At 40.9% G+C, this 18,333-nt stretch carries 14 protein-coding genes and 1 pseudogene; 4 read left to right on the top strand and 11 right to left on the bottom strand.

Annotation, left to right across the window (positions count from 1 at the left end):
* Window positions 1-115: 115 nt before the first annotated feature.
* Genes RMZ41_RS04790 through RMZ41_RS04780 form a run of 3 tightly spaced genes read right to left on the bottom strand, consistent with a single transcriptional unit; the run spans window position 116 to window position 2,729 of the window.
* Window positions 116-1,195 carry a serine protease gene (locus tag RMZ41_RS04790; protein ID WP_322640474.1) on the bottom strand — a complete coding sequence of 360 codons (1,080 nt, stop codon included), beginning with the start codon at window positions 1,193-1,195 and terminating at the stop codon, window positions 116-118.
* A 31-nt stretch (window positions 1,196-1,226) separates the two neighbouring features.
* Window positions 1,227-2,135 carry a serine protease gene (locus RMZ41_RS04785; protein WP_322640473.1) on the bottom strand — a complete coding sequence of 303 codons (909 nt, stop codon included), beginning with the start codon at window positions 2,133-2,135 and terminating at the stop codon, window positions 1,227-1,229.
* A gap of 21 nt (window positions 2,136-2,156) precedes the next feature.
* Window positions 2,157-2,729, bottom strand: a complete 573-nt coding sequence (locus RMZ41_RS04780) for a COP23 domain-containing protein (RefSeq protein WP_322640472.1) — start codon at window positions 2,727-2,729, stop codon at window positions 2,157-2,159.
* Between the two features lie 351 nt (window positions 2,730-3,080).
* Here RMZ41_RS04780 and RMZ41_RS04775 point away from each other — a divergent pair, with 351 nt between their 5' ends.
* The 3 genes from RMZ41_RS04775 (at window position 3,081) to RMZ41_RS04765 (ending at window position 8,770) form a co-directional block, all read left to right on the top strand.
* On the top strand, window positions 3,081-4,814 hold the full coding sequence (locus RMZ41_RS04775; protein ID WP_322734508.1) for a ShlB/FhaC/HecB family hemolysin secretion/activation protein: 1,734 nt from the start codon (window positions 3,081-3,083) through the stop codon (window positions 4,812-4,814).
* Window positions 4,815-5,448: 634 nt separating this feature from the next.
* A complete protein-coding gene (locus RMZ41_RS04770; protein ID WP_322640470.1) occupies window positions 5,449-8,478 on the top strand; it encodes a UPF0182 family protein in 3,030 nt (1,009 codons plus the stop codon).
* A 115-nt stretch (window positions 8,479-8,593) separates the two neighbouring features.
* On the top strand, window positions 8,594-8,770 hold the full coding sequence (locus RMZ41_RS04765) for a hypothetical protein (protein ID WP_409874719.1): 177 nt from the start codon (window positions 8,594-8,596) through the stop codon (window positions 8,768-8,770).
* 504 nt (window positions 8,771-9,274) lie between these two features.
* Here the strand turns inward: RMZ41_RS04765 and RMZ41_RS04760 are convergent.
* Together RMZ41_RS04760 and RMZ41_RS04755 are read right to left on the bottom strand one after the other, a co-directional pair.
* Entirely contained in the window at window positions 9,275-9,577 is a 303-nt protein-coding gene (locus RMZ41_RS04760; protein ID WP_322640469.1) for a hypothetical protein, read from the bottom strand.
* A 253-nt stretch (window positions 9,578-9,830) separates the two neighbouring features.
* On the bottom strand, window positions 9,831-11,234 hold the full coding sequence (locus tag RMZ41_RS04755) for a glycoside hydrolase 100 family protein (RefSeq protein WP_322640468.1): 1,404 nt from the start codon (window positions 11,232-11,234) through the stop codon (window positions 9,831-9,833).
* Between the two features lie 81 nt (window positions 11,235-11,315).
* Between RMZ41_RS04755 and RMZ41_RS04750 the strand changes: the two genes are divergently transcribed.
* Window positions 11,316-11,438, top strand: a complete 123-nt coding sequence (locus tag RMZ41_RS04750; RefSeq protein ID WP_322640467.1) for a hypothetical protein — start codon at window positions 11,316-11,318, stop codon at window positions 11,436-11,438.
* Window positions 11,439-11,564: 126 nt separating this feature from the next.
* Here RMZ41_RS04750 and RMZ41_RS04745 read toward each other — a convergent pair whose 3' ends face one another.
* From RMZ41_RS04745 to RMZ41_RS04720, 6 genes and pseudogenes are all read right to left on the bottom strand, one after another.
* Complete coding sequence (locus RMZ41_RS04745) at window positions 11,565-12,374, bottom strand: SDR family oxidoreductase (RefSeq protein WP_322640466.1); 810 nt, start codon at window positions 12,372-12,374, stop codon at window positions 11,565-11,567.
* Window positions 12,375-12,707: 333 nt separating this feature from the next.
* A complete protein-coding gene (locus RMZ41_RS04740) occupies window positions 12,708-13,361 on the bottom strand; it encodes a class I SAM-dependent methyltransferase (RefSeq protein ID WP_322640465.1) in 654 nt (217 codons plus the stop codon).
* A gap of 86 nt (window positions 13,362-13,447) precedes the next feature.
* On the bottom strand, window positions 13,448-14,806 hold the full coding sequence (locus RMZ41_RS04735; protein WP_322640464.1) for an APC family permease: 1,359 nt from the start codon (window positions 14,804-14,806) through the stop codon (window positions 13,448-13,450).
* 828 nt (window positions 14,807-15,634) lie between these two features.
* Window positions 15,635-15,814 (bottom strand): hypothetical protein, encoded by a 180-nt coding sequence (locus tag RMZ41_RS04730; RefSeq protein ID WP_322640463.1) that lies wholly within the window; start codon window positions 15,812-15,814, stop codon window positions 15,635-15,637.
* A gap of 10 nt (window positions 15,815-15,824) precedes the next feature.
* Window positions 15,825-16,019: pseudogene (locus tag RMZ41_RS04725) on the bottom strand (DUF3011 domain-containing protein); the annotation flags it as partial.
* 503 nt (window positions 16,020-16,522) lie between these two features.
* A complete protein-coding gene (locus RMZ41_RS04720; protein ID WP_322640462.1) occupies window positions 16,523-16,951 on the bottom strand; it encodes a hypothetical protein in 429 nt (142 codons plus the stop codon).
* Window positions 16,952-18,333: the final 1,382 nt, after the last annotated feature.

Genomic DNA, 18,333 nt, shown 5'->3' with positions numbered 1-18,333 from the left:
TGGGGAAAAGGTTAAAGGTTTTTTATTTCCCTTTTCCCCTTCCCCTTTTCCCTTTAACCGACAAGTTCTGTATTACACACCCTCTTAGTCCGCTAAAAGGGTGTATAGCCGCGAATCACCACGCACGAGAACCGGAGGAACTAGGAGCAGTATTTTGGGTGGGCGCTGGCTGAATATTTTGGGTAGGTACAGGCTGAATGGAAGCTGGGCGAGATGGTGATGGTGTGTTATTCTCCGATTGGTTCTTTACAACCTCAGTAGTTCCATCTTCTTCTTCGCTAATATTTGTACTAGGTGGGATTTTTGAGGAATTATTACTACCACCTCTCAAAGCAATCAGGTTACTGAATAACCCTGGTTCCGAGTTATCAAATTTTACACCCAATTCTTGAACAGCATTCGGTACTAATTTCAGAAAAGTCTGAATGGGAATACCCAAGTTAAATCCAGTTTTATCGGTAATGCTTTGAGCGCCACTTTCTTGATTTTCTCCAGGTAATGCTGGGCGACTACTGGTTTCCTCTCTGTCGCCTTTGCCGTGAATACCTACAAGCCTTCCTGACACATCAAATACAGGGCCGCCACTCATCCCAACTCTGGTAACACTTGTATAAACTATCGCATATCCATTTTCTACGTCTGTTGGTTCTTGTTCGCCCTCAACTGAACTCTCATCTAAGCGACTAGAAACCAAAGAAGAGGTGAACTGAAACACACGCTTTTTAATCGCTGCACCAGGGTTAGGGAATCCAGCAATATAAACACCAGCGCCTTCAGTCGTATACTTAGAATCACCAAGAGCAGCTGTTTCATAAGTGCGATCGCTCCGAAACCTTACAACCGCTAAATCTACACCAGGCAATTTCTGAATGTCTTTCTGAGTAGAAATTGCAATTTTTTGGCGTTTTCTACCTCCTTCAGGCAGAGGTGTAACAACGGCATATTCATCATCGTCGTATTGCACAACGTGAGTCGCTGTCAGTACCACGTAAACGTTTGTTCCTCCTTCCTTGTATCGCCCGATAATCACGCCTGAACCTGGAGAATTAACTGTAGGTTCAATCCGCACTACGGTTGATTTCGCAATATGAGCGACATCAGTCGGTAGTAAGGCTTGTTTAGCCGTCGCTGGACTGGCTAGCATGACCATTGCTACACCAACAATGCAACCTGGTAAGAGATATCGATTTAACATGGTGCTGATTCCTTAATGACTCTTGACTTCTTTACCAAAACGAACTGGGAGAGGTTTGATTGGTTGCTGGGATTGGAAAACTTGGTAATTCCTCTGGATATAATGGGTATTGAGGAACTTCAGGAACAATGGAAAAGGAAGATTGTACTTGAGGTGGAGATGTTACCTCAGTAGCAAATTGGGGAGCAAGTTGTAAAAATGTTTGGATTGGAACAGCCCAACTAGATGCATCAAATTTTTGTCGGACTTGCAAAACAGGGGTGGAACCATCTTTAAAGATATAAGTATTGCCCCAGAGAGGGTACTTATGTTTGCCGTTGATTCCTACAAGTTCACCACGACGATTTAGTAATGGGCCACCACTCATCCCTTTAAAAATGTCGTTGCTATAACCAACTTGATATCCACCCCGAAAAGCTTTTGGTAATAAATATTCAACTTTACCGGTTGTGAAAACTAAGCCTTGTTGTTCATCAGGATAACCAGTTGCAAAGGTTTCATCGCCGATGGATAGAGATGAACTAGCGATCGCAGCGATCGCATAATTATTAGTACTCCTAAAACTTAGTAATGCTAAATCATCATCTGGAAATTGAGTAGATTTAACGGGTTGTGCAGTGTAAATTTTCCCATCGGTAGTTTGGATTTGATAACTCTTACCAATTCTTAGGACGTGGGCGTTAGTTATAACTGTGTAAACTCGACCTTGTTTTTTAATTAAAATTCCTGAACCCCAACCTTGTCCTGCAAGCACTTTGACGGTAATTGCACGGCCCTTATCGCGTAATTGCTTTAATGACAATTGCGCTTTTGCTTGAAGAGTTAAATTAGTACTCAAAACGCTCGGCTGGGAAGCTACTTCTGAAGAAAATGCTTGTGTTGATAGTGTAAGCGCTGAACCAGCAACACAAGCAAACATACAAAAAATAGGAAATTTCATTTTGTACTGAATAAAAATTCTTTAGAATGCGCGACCAGGCTTGCTTGATGTAGCTGCTGCACCATTAGATCGAGCTTCTCCTCCCGATGCGTTCAGAGGAGCCAATTTTTTTGTCAAGTTAATATAAGTCCGACCTTTTGATTCATACAAAGCAGGGCCAGCACTATCACGTACATCAAAGAGTCTCTGCAAGGTTTCTGCCGCATTCACACCACGCTTGAGGGTGAATAGCAGGTTGCTGCTATTACAACTGCCCCCTGGAGTCGCCGCACAAACTACAGGCAGTCCGTTAACTACGCCTGCGGTGATGTAATCTAAAGAACCATTGTTGTGAGCTTGCTGAAATCTTGCAGATACTTGCTGGCAACGGGTCACGGGGTCATATCCAGAACCACTAAAATACTGTGAGTACCAGTTTACTACTGACAATGTTGCACCTGTAACAGTGTTGGTGGCCTTCGTCGCAGGTAATGCTTTGCTAGTATCGCAAGAAAACTGAATGGGCCCTCCTGCGTAGCTGGGTGTATTGAAAACTGCTCCTAAACCACTTAAAAGTGCAACTCCACTCAGAATAGCTAAAGATTGTCTCAACATCAAACTGTCTCCTAAGAAATATTGTTTCTATTTCTCGTCCACCTTAGCCTGTAATAAATCTAACTGAGTATAGAGGTATTACCTAAGTACGCACTTGATAATTTTTCAGCAAGATGTTGATTTTTTTACTAATAAGTGGCAGCTTCTCAGGTCATATATGTAAATCTTAGGTGCTATATGTTACTTAAGCAGATGATAATTATTTTGGTTAATTAGAGTAAAAGCCCATAAAGTTCAGCCAACACTACATCAGAGTGAAAGTCGTGTGTTAACTTGGAAACCTCCTAGTTATCTACGTAGACAAATCAAAAAGAGAGTAGTAATTGTATGCGCTGGTATTTGAAGTTTAGGGTGCAGTGTGTATTTTTAGTTCCTGGTGTATTATTGCTGGCATCCATATCGCCAAGTTATGGTAGTTCATTTATATTTTTAGAATCACCACAGATATTGGCGCAAGCACCAAATCCAGAAGGCGATCCAAATCGGCAAAGGTTTCCGCAATCTGCACCAATCCCAGAACCGCTACCACCAGAAACTAAAAAACCTGTGCAGCCGATTCCTACCCCAAAACCCTCGTCTGTGCCTGTTGTTGAAAGTATTCAGGTTAAAAAAATTAGGGTTACGGGCAGTACAATTTTGAAGTCAGAGCAACTGAATTCCATCACTAGAGCAGTGGAAGGACGTTCGGTGGGTTTAGAAGAACTCAGAGAAGTTGCTGATGCTATTACCCAACTCTACCTTGAACGCGGCTATATCACCTCAAGAGCGATTTTGGTAGACCAAGCCATTACTGCTGGTGTAGTACAAATTCAGGTAATTGAAGGTGGTCTAGAAAAAATTGAAATCCAAGGAACAAAACGCCTCAATCCTAATTATGTGCGATCGCGTCTCTCTCTAGGTGTTAGCAAACCTCTTTCCACAGCTAATTTAGAAGACCAGTTAAGATTATTGCGAACTGACCCTTTACTGTCAAATGTAGAAGCTAGCTTACGCACAGGTAAAGAAGTTGGTCAAAGTATTTTGATAGTCAGAGTTACTGAAGCTGAAGCTTTTAATGCAAGATTAAGCGTTGATAATTATTCTCCGCCTAGCGTTGGTTCTGAAAGATTGGGCGTTAGTGGTAGTTATCGAAACCTCACAGGTATTGGTGATGAACTTAGAGCAGCGTTTTACCGCACAACTGGGGGAGGCTCAAGTATTTATGATTTGAGCTACTTACTACCTCTGAATGCAATGAATGGTACTTTACAACTACATACTACTATTAGCAATAACGAAGTCATCCAAGAACCTTTTAAGAGTTTTGATATTCGGGGAGAATCCCAGCTATATGAAATCAGTTATCGTCAGCCTTTGGTGCGATCGCCCCGTGAAGAATTGGCTTTATCGTTAGGCTTTAGCGTCCAAAATGGTCAGACATTTACTTTTGCAGGCCCAACAGCCTTTGGCTTTGGCCCCGACACAGAAGGTAATAGCCGTACCCGTGTGATTAAGTTTGGTCAAGATTATGTACTACGAGATGTAAGCGGTGCATGGGCATTGCGATCGCTATTTAGTTTAGGTCTTGGTAGCTTTGATGCCACCATCAACTCTGACCCTGTTCCCGATGGTCGCTTTTTCAGTTGGCTAGCACAATTCCAACGGGTACAACGGTTAAATGATATTAATTTTTTAATTGCTCAAGCTGAGTTACAACTCTCACCCAATGGTTTATTACCCTCTCAGCAGTTTGTGATTGGTGGTGGTCAATCTTTGCGTGGTTATCGACAAAATGCTCGTGCTGGCGATAATGGGGCACGATTTTCTCTAGAAGACCGCATCACACTTCAAAAAGATGAATCTGGAAACTCTATACTCCAAGTTGCTCCATTTTTCGATGCAGGAGTTATCTGGAATGTGAATGATAATCCCAACCAATTACAGAAACAGCAATTTTTAGCAGGTGTGGGGCTAGGAATTTTATGGGAACCTTTACCACATCTAAATATGCGGCTAGACTATGGTCTTCCTTTAATTGAGTTGGACGATCGTGGTGAAAACGCTCAGGATCATGGTTTTTATTTTAGTTTAGGATACAGACTTTAAGACGTTACTGAATTCAACTATAGGAATCCGATTTGATTACTGAATCACTCGTGGAGACGGGGAATGGGGAATGGGGAATGGGGAATGGGTAATGGGTAATGGGGAAGAAAGAATAAAGTTGTACTGAGTTTTGTTCAAAAATCAAGTAGGAATCCTATATTGTGAAAAGTATCTAATCTAATTCATTGCAGGAGTAGCGATCGCAATCTTAATTTATCAAGAGGAATTCAGAACTCAGAATCCAGTATGAATTCTGTACAACTGCGTGATAGCATAGCCTTAGCGAGTTTGCGAACGTCTGAATATTGCTTTAAAACCTTGCCCGAAGTCAAGCGAAACAAATTTTAAAAATTATTCCTTATTAATACTCTATCCCTTTATGGGTAGAGTAATTCAGAATTCAGAATACCCCATGCCTGAAGTCAGGGGTAACGGTCACGGAAAGAATTTTTTCTTCACGCGCGTTTAAAATCGAGGGCTTTAAACCTCGATTCTCCATCCAGTCGTACAGAATCCATTCTGGATTCTGGCTCCTGAATTCTGAATTCTTCTTCGGTAATAATTTTTAGGAAAATATCAAATACTTTTCTTGATGCAGTAAAGTTAATTTTGCAGATAGTTTGGCTGCCACAGAATGTATCGGAAATGGGGCTTTAGACTATTAATTGTATTATTTGGGCTGTCGCTATTCTTGGATCTAGGTTCCCGCGTGGGAACAGAGATTTTTTGGTTCCAGGAAGTCGGCTACCTCCAGGTATTTTTGTTGAGGGTAGTGACTCGTGGTGCTTTGTGGGTAGTGGTAGGTGGGATAACTGCTGCCTATCTACTGCTAAATCTGGCTTTAGCGCAACGGCTAAAATATCCCCAGTCTCTAAAAATTGAAGAAGTCAGGCGTGAGTCAGTAGAACTGAGCAGTGAATTAACAAATTTTCTCAGTCCTAATTATCCAAGACGCAACCAAAGCCCGACACTTGCGCCGCAACGCTTACAAAAAATGAGATTGCACTGGTTATTACCCCTAACTCTAATACTGAGTTTGTTAATCGGGTTAATGCTGGCTCACTATGGTCAAATTGCTCTTTTATACTGGAATTCTCCAGTTAATCAGGGTATTTTACCCATTCCCGCCCTATTTCGACCGGAGACAATCTGGCAACTCTTGAGGCAGATTTTCTCTCATGTTTGGCAGCTTGGCTTAATTGGGGGAGTAGCGATCGCCATCTTAATCTATCACCAAGTTTTATTAACTGCGATCGCGGTTTTTTTCAGTTTTATTTTTGCTTTTATCATATTCCGACACTGGCCAAAGGTACTGCAATATTTCCACCCCACCCTTTTCAACAGCACTGACCCCTTATTTAGTCGAGATATCAGCTTTTACATATTTTCCTTACCAGTTCGGGAACTGCTAGAACTCTGGCTGATGGGATTATGTTTGTATGGCTTCGTTGCCGTTACCCTTACTTATCTTTTGTCCGCAGACAGTTTGAGTGAGGGGATTTTTCCTGGTTTTTCGCCCCAGCAGCAGCGTCATTTATTCGGTATGGGTGGCTTGTTGATGCTGGTGGTGGCTTTGAGCTATTGGCAAAGTCGCTATGAACTTGTGTATTCTAGCCGTGGTGTTAGTTATGGTGCTAGCTATACAGATGTGACAACCCAGTTGCCAGCTTACACTTTCTTGTGCATTGTGGCTGTGGCGATCGCCTTTTACCTACTTTGGCGAACGTTTTTCTGGAAACCCAAATCTCGATATCGCCCCTTGGTATTTTACGGATTAGGGATTTATTTAATATTAGTTGTAGTGACTGACGTTGTTTTACCTAGAGTAGTGCAATATTTAATTGTCCAACCTAATGAGTTGCAGCGAGAGCAACCCTACATTCAGCGTACTATCGCCTCAACTCGTCAAGCATTCGATTTAGAAGCGATCGATTCCAGAGGCTTCAACCCTCAAGGAACCCTGACTGAAGCTGATATTCAAAAGAATGACTTGACAATTCGCAATATTCGCCTTTGGGATCAGCGACCACTGTTAGAAACTAACCGTCAACTGCAACAAATTCGACCGTATTATCGGTTTCCCGATGCCGATATCGATCGATATACTCTGAAAACAGATGTAAGTTCACGCCAACCATCAGCGCCCCAAAAACCATCTGAACCGAAGCAAAAAGCAATTGAATCAACAGAACGACAGCAGGTACTAATTGCCGCGCGAGAATTAGACTACAATGCTGTACCACAAGAAGCTCAAACATGGGTTAACCGCCATTTAATTTATACTCACGGTTTCGGGTTTACTGTTAGCCCAGTTAATACAGTTGGGCCGGGTGGACTACCAGAATATTTTGTTAAAGATATTAGCGGTGATAGTAGCGCCCTCACAACTTCTAGTGCAGCCATTCGTGAAAGCATTCCTATTGGGCAACCTCGAATTTATTACGGGGAAATTACTAATACTTATGTAATGACTGGCACAAAAGCGAGGGAGCTAGATTACCCCAGTGGTAGCGACAATGTTTACAACTCTTATGATGGTCTAGGTGGCGTTGAAATCGCTTCAGCATGGCGACGCTGGTTATTTGCCATGCATTTGAAAGATTGGCAGATGGTGCTGACGCAGGATTTTTTGCCAGAGACAAAATTGCTACTGCGGCGAAATGTTAAGCAAAGAATTCAAGCGATCGCACCTTTTTTGAAATTTGACAGCGATCCTTATTTAGTCGCTGCTGCTGCTAATCAAGATTTTCCCAATAATCCCAGTTATCTTTATTGGATTGTTGATGCCTATACGACGAGCGATCGCTATCCTTATTCTGACACTGGTAGGGATGATATCAACTACATTCGCAATTCTGTCAAAGTAGTGGTTGATGCCTATAACGGTAGTGTTAACTTTTATATTGCCGATCCAAAAGATCCGATAATTATCACTTGGTCAGAGATATTTCCCCAAATGTTTCAACCGCTTAGTACAATGCCAGTCAATCTCCGCAGTCATACCCGATATCCGGTGGACTTTTTTAAAATTCAATCTGAGCGGTTGATGACCTACCACATGACCGATCCCCAAGTATTTTACAATCGGGAAGACCAGTGGCAGATTCCTAATGAAATCTATGGCAGTGAACCCCGTCCTGTAGAGCCGTACTATTTGATTACTAGTCTACCCACTGCGCCTGTTGTTGGCGCAGCATCTCCTAGAGAAGAATTTATTCTGCTTCTACCCTATACTCCCAAACAACGGACTAATTTAATCGCTTGGTTAGCGGCGCGATCCGATGGTGTTAATTACGGGAAGTTATTGTTATATACTTTTCCTAAAGAAAGACTGGTTTACGGGCCAGAGCAAATTGAGGCACGAATTAACCAAGACCCAGTAATTTCTCAGCAAATTTCTCTCTGGAATCGCCAGGGTTCGAGAGCCATTCAGGGCAATCTACTAGTAATTCCCATCGAAGAATCACTGCTATATGTCGAGCCAATTTATATAGAAGCCACACAGAATAGCTTACCAACCTTAGTGCGGGTAGTTGTGGCTTACGAAAACCGGATTGTTATGACCCAAACCTTAGAACAAGCATTGCAGGCAATTTTTAAACCAGAAGTTACACCAACCCCTGCAATTATCCGTCCCTTTGAAGAAGTTACCCCGCCTGGTTAAGGGATTCTAAAATACATAGCAAGCGACAAGGAGCGATTGCCATTAACAAAATTTATTGCAGCAGACATAGTTTAATGGTTCAACATAATGTAATAGACACTAAAAGTTAATCGACATGCTACAAAATAACCAACTAGAGATCCGCCACCTTAGTCCTGAAGTGAGGCAGTTGATTAAAATGTACGCCTATGTTAATAACTGCACGCAGTCGGAGATGTTAGAACGCATTATTTTAGAGTGGAACGCCCAACAAAGCGAGAGCGAAAGACCACCAGGAGATGAAGATGAATAGCTTTCTATTTCTAGCCAAAGTCTTTCATTAATTTGGCTCTTGAGTTGTAAAAAACTTTCCCAAGATTGGGTCTTGTTTGAGGGATTGAATAAAATCTCTCAAAGTCATCATACTACCTGTGAATGTGAACTTAGGAGTACCATTTGGAGCAACGATTCTCACTTCACCGTCTTGAATCTGAATTTTATACCAATTCAATTAATGATTGCAACACATACTTGGGTCAAGACACGATGAATCGCGTCTCTACAAATGGTCTATTTGTCGCATTCCTTTTTCCAATTGGTATTACTTTTAATACTATCCCGTAGAGTATTGAAGCTCCTATCATCCTTGCAACCATTGGCTTAAAGGAATCTTTAGCTTATAATCTAGTCGATCGTGATTTTCTTCGGATTGCATTTTTATCTCTCGGTCAACAGATTTTAGATAGAAACTCTCGCCAGTTATTTCATAAAACTAGCGAGAGCTTAGTAAATATTATGTGAATTATCTAAGTATTAGTTATTTCACCAATAATGGTGATTCAGAGGTAGGATTATCCTGAATGCTACTCAAACAAGAACTAATGTGCGAACGGATAGCTCGCTCATACACACTAGTCTGCTGAGTGCGTACCCCTACAGCCTGATATGTTAAGTTAATTTCTGGAAATTCAGACCAATACATCAAAAAAATGTCTTTAGCTGGAGTAATAATTTCATAATTATTCTCTTGTCTTTTCTTTCTGAGTTTACAATTATTTAGTTGTAGCTTTTGTCTGAATAGTTTTTCAAATTCTAGAATTAAATCTGAGGTGGTTTTCATGTGTTATACACGTTAAAACGTGTTAAAGATGCAAAGATTATCTGATGATATTACTAATAATGACACTTCAGATACCTCTTACAATATAGTGTATCAGTTATTGAGTATTTGAGAATTTGAGTTTACTTTTCTGTTCTTACAAACAAACAAGAAGGCTAATTTCCGCTCAACTGGGGACTGGAGACTGAGAAAATAGTTAGCAGAGACACCCTGATAATTACACTGCTAAATTATTTTTGGTGTTATTCAGTATCTACAAGCTACAGCCAGGGCCTTCAAGACCCTCTGCAAAACTGATTAACTCTAAATACTCTGGATTTTCCACGAACTTTTTAGCAGCCAGCAATCCAGCAATGCTCCAAGTTTGATAAATTCTGGCTTCTTTACCAATTAAACGACCATTGTTACCATCGTAGTATTCAGGAAATTTATCCTTAACTAAACGCCTTTCGGCAATAGCGATCGCTGCTTGAGCAAGTTCTGTTCTACCTGCTTTCTGTGCCGCCGCCGCAAAGAACCACAGCAAAACGGGCCAGTTACCGCCGTTGTGATAAGACCAAGCACTATTTTTAGAGTCGCATCCTGTAACAATTCTCCACTCTAAACCTTCTAAAGCGGGAAAGCAGATTTTAAGGGGCATATAGCCAATTAAGTCCTGCCAGCGTTGGGAAAATAAATTCATAATGCTTTGAGATTCACCTTCACTTGCTAAGGAAGCTAAGATTGCCATTAAATTTCCCAGAGCAAAAAAGCGAAAATCGATCCGTCCCGGCCCCAGATTTCCGGCTAAATATCCTCCAGTTTGGGGCAACCAATCAGTCAACCAACTGGGGATTGATTCTGAGTGGATATTGAATTTATTAACAATTTCTTTACCAAATTCGTTACCTTTGTAACGGTAGATTTCCCCCAATCGCTTCAGGTCGAGCCAATAATAGTTGCGGATATGATATTTCAAAGTTCCCAATCGCCTATTGACTTTGCTGAGGTAACTATCGCCATCCCCATCTGGTAAGAGCAATTCACTAGTTGCTCTCAAAGATGCATAAAATAACACTTGAATTTCGAGGGGATGTTCGTAGACTCCCATGCGACGGTCAATCATAAACGCGCCATCGGGAACTAACATTGTTGGGTACATGGAAAACCGATGTACTAGGCAAAGATCCAAAATTAGTTTGATTCCGGCTTGAAAATCTGGCTGACGCGCTAGGGACAAATCGCCTGTAGCTTTTTCATAAGCCCGTAGTAGGAGAATCCACCACATAGAGGAATCAACCGGAGGAACACGAGCGATCGCTAGTTCACCAAAGTCAGCGACCAAAAATTCCTCATTCCCATTAGAATGTACTTTGAAGCTGGCAGGCATTAATCCCGCTCCCGGTTCAAAGCAATCAATCTGCTTGTCGTGACTTTGTAATTTAAGTGTTTCTACCAAGAAGTTGCGGACAATTTCTGCTTTGCCATGCATCAGAAACACTAAGGCAGAAGGCACAAAATCACGGAGAAAGCACTGGTCATAATTGAGTGCATCTAACTCTGCATCCTGGGCAGCTACAGTCCCAATGGGTTTTCCCTGGTAGTAGATTATAGATTTTTCAAGCAATTCCCAAGCTTGTGCTTCCAGTTCACTGTTCTTATCGATCGCGCTAGTCATGGGCGTTTAATTCCACTAATAGTTATGTATCGGCTCTGTGGAAAGTACGCTAGCCTTACCTTAACAAAGAGGCAGGGGGAAATGATCTCATCAGTAACTGCTGTGGAGCAGAGCAGAACGTCTGAGTCCGCCATTTCTACAAGCGTGGTTCGTACCCTACGAGAAGCTAACGAAACAGGCGATATAGCTTTGCGTTGCCCGTAGCTCTGCCATAAAGCCTACGGCAAGGCTACACTTAGGGCGCAGCCTCTTTAAGAGTTGGGTAAACTGTCGAATCCCCTTTCTATTCTGTCCCCCTTGCTCCCTGCTCCCTGCCCCCTTGCCTCTTTATCAAGCTGACCAGGTTTCCCGGAAGTCAGCATACAGACTCAATCCACCATCTACAAATAGGGTTTGTCCGGTGATGTAGGCGGCTTCATCTGAAGCTAAAAAAGCTACTACGGCTGCCATCTCCTCAGAGGAACCAGCCCGTCTCATCGGGATGTGACTTTCCACGATGGCCTTTTTTTCAGGGTTATCTATCCAGTCTTGATTTATTGGTGTAATTGTTGCTCCGGGCGCAATGGCGTTGACACGAATACCTTGGCTTGCATATTCCAGCGCTAAAGTTTTGGTGAGGTTTTCCATACCGCCTTTGCTAATGGAATAGCTAATATACATCGGTCGAGGAATAATTTCGTGAACGCTGGAAATATTAATAATCACTCCCGAACGTTTTAGAGATAGGAGGTGTTTAATAGTTTCACGGGCGCAAAGATAAGCACCCCGGAGATTGACTGCAATTACCCGATCAAAGTCTGCTGTAGTAACTTCGTGGGATGGGCTTTCTATTTGAATGCCAGCATTGTTAACTAGAATATCTAAACTGCCAAATTCCTTTACTACAGTGTTGACCATCTCAACAATGTCTGATTCTTGGGAGACATCTCCTTGAACCAGCAACGACCTCACACCACAATTTTCGATATTTTCGCAGGCTTTTTGCAATGCCATCTGTTCTGTGTCTGCCGCCGCTTCCGGGTTTTTGCGGTAATTGATGGCGATGTTGCACCCTTGTTGAGCAAGTCTAATAGCGATCGCCTGACCGATACCTGAAGTTGCACCTGTAACTAAAGCGTTCTTTCCCTTTAACCCTATCATATTTTCTAACCTTGCTTGAATTTGAACTCAGTTAAACAATTTTGAATTTTAGGTTATTCGATACATCTAAAATTATTACTGTCAACCCCTAATGGAGATAATTTAAAATTTAAAAAATGTGAATTTCTAAAATCAATTCTCAAAAATAGGCAACAGATCCAAGAGATGGAAGCTCAACCTGAATCTGATGCCTTTTAATTATGAATTACGTAAAACCTGCGGCATAGCTTTGTTTAGAGGGTAAGAGTAGTGAGTCCGCATACTCCTACAAAGAAACAAGCTACGCACAGCGTTTCGTAGAGAGCGTTATTACGAATTAGTTAGTCTTTATCGCTAATTCGCTGATGCTTTTTCAGGAACTACCCAATAGTAAATAGTTTTGCCTTCTACATTGAGAGTTTGCTGTGGTTTCCAATCACCCATATCGAAGGCGTGGGAAACAATGCGACTACCAGGTTTGAGTTCACTCAATAGCTTCGGACGGAGTTTAGCATTCACCTCTGGTAGTAAATAAAGTGTGACTACTGTTGCTTCACTAAAATCAGTGTTGAACAAGTCTTGTTGGACAAACTTAACACGATCGGTTACTCCTGCCTTCTGAGCATTCTCATTAGCTTCTTTAATGCGTTCAGGATTAATATCTATGCCGACACCGCGCGTACCAAACTTTTGTGCCGCAGTATTGACAATTCTTCCGTCACCACTACCAAGGTCGTAAAGCACATCATTCTTACCCACTTTTGCCACTTTCAACATTGCATCTACCACTGGCTGGGGTGTAGGTACATAAGGAACATCACCAGGACGTTCTTGTGCTTGAGTTGTGGGAGTTGTCGCAACTGGTGTTTCAGTTTCAGTCTGACCGGTCAAAGTAGAAGTTTGTGTCTCTGCTTCCGAATTTTGCTGTGTTGGCGTACACCCAGCAATTCCCAAGCTGCTGATACTAATTCCTGTAACCAGTAAAAACAGAATTTTCTTGAAGTTCATGAATTTTCTCCTTCATTCAGTAGTTAGTAAAAGAACTGATGTGAGATTTAGTCTGCACAATCCAAAATCCAAAATCCAAAATTGTACTAAGTCCTACTTTGGCGATAGTTATTCCAGAACAACAGAGGGATACCTGCTGCAACAACTAAAACACCTGCAATTGCTCCCACGCCTGTATAAACCAAGCTGGAATAAAGCAAGTAACCGCAGACTGCACAAAAGAGTAATGGTGTCAAAGGGTAAAATGGCACACGGAATGGCCGCACTATATGGGGTTCACGGATTCGCAATACCAGCAGTGATATGCCGGAAAGCAAGAAGAAGAACCAAAATATAGGGGCGGTGTAATCCACCATTGTTTGAAAGCCTTTACGGGTGAGCGTGCCTAAAAAAACTAGTGCTAAGGCGATCGCTGCTTGCAAAAATAAAGCATAGGTAGGACTACTTGGGCGTTGTTTCCAGCGTCCCATAAAACCAAATAGCGAAAAATCTTGTCCCAATGCGAAATTAGTACGCGCTCCGGTAAAGATTGTGGCGTTGGTTGCTCCTAAAGTAGCGATCGCAATCAATACACTAATGAATAAGGCTCCCGGTGCGCCCCAAAGAGAGCGCATCAAATCTGCGGCTACTGCTTCCGACTGGGCCATGTTTGCTAATCCTAGCCCCCGCAGATAAGCCAGATTGATTAGCAGATAAATGGCAGTGATGATCCCAATACTCCACATTAGCGATCGCACAATGTTGCGTCGTCCGTCTTGAATTTCTGCGGAAATGTAAGCCGCTTCATTCCAACCACCGTAAGACAACAACACAAACACCATCGCCAGTCCCCAGGTTCCTGATGATGCAGATTCTATAGGGGTGGCAGAATTAGGAATGGCGGTAAGCCCAAGAATCACTACCAGCAACAAACCCAGAACTTTTGCTGCACTTAGCAAGTTTTGTGTCCACTTCCCCTGCTGCAAACCAATGATATTCAAAGCAGTTAAAAGTGCGATCGCTATGGCTGCATAAATAGAAGACGAAAACGTTCCTAGCCGCCATATCTGAGAAACGTAATCGCCAAAAACAAATGCTAACAGAGCAATGGAACCAGTTTGAATCACCGTCATCCGTGCCCAGGCAAATAAAAAGGCGACTCCCCGCCCGAATGCACGTTTCAAATAATAGTAAGTACCACCAACATCGGGATAGACAGTTGCCAACTCTGCATAGCACAGCGCTCCTACCAAAGATACCACACCACCAATTAGCCAAAAAAGCAGTACAGCAATATTACTACCTGCTTGATTTGCCACTAGAGCCGGGGTTTCAAAAATCCCCGCCCCAATCACAATACCCACAATCAGAGCCACTGCGTCTGGTAATGTCAGCGATGGTTTAGGTGCTGCTACTTCAGTTGTTGCTGTCTGCTGAAGCAAACTATAGTCTTTACGTCTACTCACGTTACTTCCTTACTAGTATTGAGTAGGGACTCTCTGCTTTGTTTCATCTTTTTTTGCACTGTTTTACCTATATCTCTATGGTTAAAAACAAATGTGACTCAAAAATGACAATCATCAGTGATATATCTTCAAAGGGTAATAAGTAAGTCGGTGTGAATATTTATAATCAGGTTCAGGCAGGAGGCAGGAGATAGGAGGCAGAAGGAAATCTGTTCTATTTATTGATCTCGCCATCCGTATTTAGATTCAGTCTCTCTACGCGATGCTTTAAATTCTTTTGCTGAACAATATTTATATTTTTCAGAACAATGGCAACTTAATCTGAAGCAGAGAATTATGTCCTAGTTCTGTCTTTCAGGCTCATATTAACCCGCAGGTGCGATCGCCTTTAGAGGATGTTTGAAAAGTTTTGGGCGACTAGAAGTTGCCCAGATGAGTAACAATTTAGACTTTTCAAACATCCTCTTTGATGATGCAGGTGCATTAAGTTGATAATAAAAAGTAAATATATCAGGCGATTAGAAATCGCGGCTACACAAACAAAGTCCGCCTACGCGGACTCTAATAATTTGAAACCAGAGGAGGTGGGTAAAGTCTCGTATAGCCGTGAATTCCATTCGCCAGGGAAACGTGTTTTTACGAAAGTGAGATGCTGTCTAAGTTAAGACTAGAACTTGTAATAAGAGTATCAAAGTCTTCTCGATTCATTGATGTCTCCAACACGATCGCAATCCCCCACTAGGCAACAGACAAAGGAAGCTTTCGCACTGCTGTTGTGCTTATCTGCTCCTAAGTTTTACGTAGTAGAACTCCGGTGTTTCTTAACTTCTATTTACTATCTGTCTCTGTCATATCTGTCGTTTCTGTCATATCCACCATCTCTGTCATATCTGTCGTTTCTGTCGTTTCTGTCATATCTGTCGTTTCTGTCATATCTACCATCTCTGTCATATCTGCCGTTTCTGCCGTTTCTGCGTTCACCAACAGAGAACTCGGCTCGGCAGCCATTTCTCACCCAAACACGATTTCTTCTATAACCCCAATTTCCTCTACAACTGGCGTTAGACAATTGCCTAACAAGCCTGACTCTGCCTCTACCTGGTATTGAACAAGTATTCGTCCGATTGCTTTGGCTTGAACAGGTTATTATTTCCTCAGCTGAAGCAGGAGTTGCAACACTCAAGAGGGTACCTATACTAATACTAGTAGCCATGAATGTAGCTACAATGATGGAATTTCGCATAATCATGATTAAATATTAGACTCCTTCGACAATTAAAACAAAAACTGTATTTATTGTAGCGAACTGTATTAATGGCCAATTTTTTATCCGATTAAATGCAAATATTCTTTGCATTCTCAACAGCATTAAAGTCTTTGGTCATATCTGGTACTGGCTTACGGTAGTCTACAATGACAAATTTGGTATCGATCGCACGGGTTTCTTATTTTGTTAGTGTTCAAAGTTAAGGCAGTATTTTTATCTTCTCGTAGTAGAAGAAAGTGCGAATTATTACCAGTAATATGCAAATTTTATTTACGGGGCGTTCGCGGTAGCGTCTCGTAAAAAAGATCGGTTTTAAAGCAATATTCAGACGCTCGTGAACTCGCACTCCGCAAGCTATCAACCCCTCGTACAGAATTCACGGCTTTTTTCTGACTCATGATTTCTGAATTCTTTTTATAAAAATCTAATTTTGTTTTATCCTCAATTCTTTAGTACCTACTACTAGGAAAAAGTAGAATATCTATTAATTCGCCCACAACCAAACCCAAGACTGCTAAAATTGTTAATATCCAAAATGAACCTAGCTTAGTGAAACCAGAAAATCGCATTTCCAAATCAGCTAAAAGCGTTGTTGCTAAAGGTATAATAAAAAGTCTTAATAATAACGACCAAGTTGCAACTAAAGCAATTGATATACTTAAAAATAATATAACAACTAAGGCTTTAGAGCCAAATTCAACTAAGCGCTCTAACCAAGAAATACTTTTCCGCACTACAGCTATAACCATAGTAGCTACAAAAGCTCCTACCAACCAAACAATATGATGAGCAGCAAGATACCATCCCAGGAGAGTGTAAGCCACCCATAGTAATACTAAAGGCATTAAAGGAATCCTACTAAAAAATTCCACATTCATCTTATCAAAGCTTATAAAAACACCAGGTTAATATCTTAATTATAGTCAAATAATATTTTTCATAAAATTTTAAACTCTACTAATTTTTACCAATAAATTTCTCTATCTATAGCGTAAATTTAAGTAATACTATTTCTATATATAGGATTACTATTTGATTTTTGAACGAAATTAGATATTTATTGTAGATTGTAGAGTGTGTTAGAACGGAATTCGTAACGCACTATTACCAAGGGTTTGATGCCGTACTCTTTGCGCTAACACATCAAACGTATATTTTCTCCAAATCAAACCGGATTCCTATATTAAGAAATACGATCCTTGAAAGCTGATAAAAGCTCAACAATAGCTTCTTAAATAGTAAATTTTATACTAGTAATCTGATTAAACTTAGTTTGATGCGATCGCTTGTAGCTTAAAGCTAAGACAATCAAGCTTATCCAGCACTCAGAATATAGGACTTACGCAAAACTATGCATGGTAGAGGAAATTCATTAATCGCTTTAAAAAGAAAATCAGGGTGTTGACTATTGCTTCTGTAAGTCATGTAATATTTACCCTACGTAAGTATATTACATATGAGTAATATTTAAGACTAAAAATAAATTATCTTAGAACAAAAGTACTAACCTTAAAAATACTAACTATATATACAAGTAAATTGAGTTCGACTCTCAGCTATTTGCCATAAAATTTGAAGAAGAGGTAGTTACAATTTCCTGTGTACAACTTTGACAACTGTCCACAATAGTGTTGCATGTCTCAAGCTCATGGTAATATTATTTTACTGTCATGAGATATTATTTTATACATTAAATTTCAACCATGCTGAAAGAGCTAGTTAGGTGTGCTACCTCCAAAAACAAAAAAATATTCAACCCACTGGTAAAATCACCAAAAGCTATACTATGCAACGCATAGAGCTTTTGTAATTCTGCTGCTATTAAGATAAAAAAGAGCTAACAAAGCCCTTTTTTAGGAATTATAACAGCCGTAGATCAGACATTTATATGTCTTATTTATGGTCAAAAATTAAGCAAGAGTAAATAGAAAAGTGTTGATGCAATATCAATCGTTTTTTGTATATGTAAAAGTATCAAAAAGCCCAATTTGTATTGTCTGTAAAACACTCAAACTGTGTATTTACTTTAGATATTTATTCTCTTGTACTTAGTCACCTATATACACAGCGTTCTTCAGGTAAATGAAGTACACAGGTAGGGGCACAGCAGTGCTGTGCCCTGAAGATCACCTCTACCTCACCAAGTTCCAATCTGCTGTAAAACCTATTTCATTGATCAAAACTTAAGCAGACTTTGAACAAATGATTTAGCACTCCTAACCAATCCTAATTTAGTAACGATTTGATTATTGACAACATA

This window comes from Nostoc sp. DedVER02 (assembly GCF_034530675.2).
Taxonomy (GTDB): Bacteria; Cyanobacteriota; Cyanobacteriia; order Cyanobacteriales; family Nostocaceae; genus Nostoc.
This window is presented reverse-complemented; position numbering and strand designations above follow the sequence as displayed.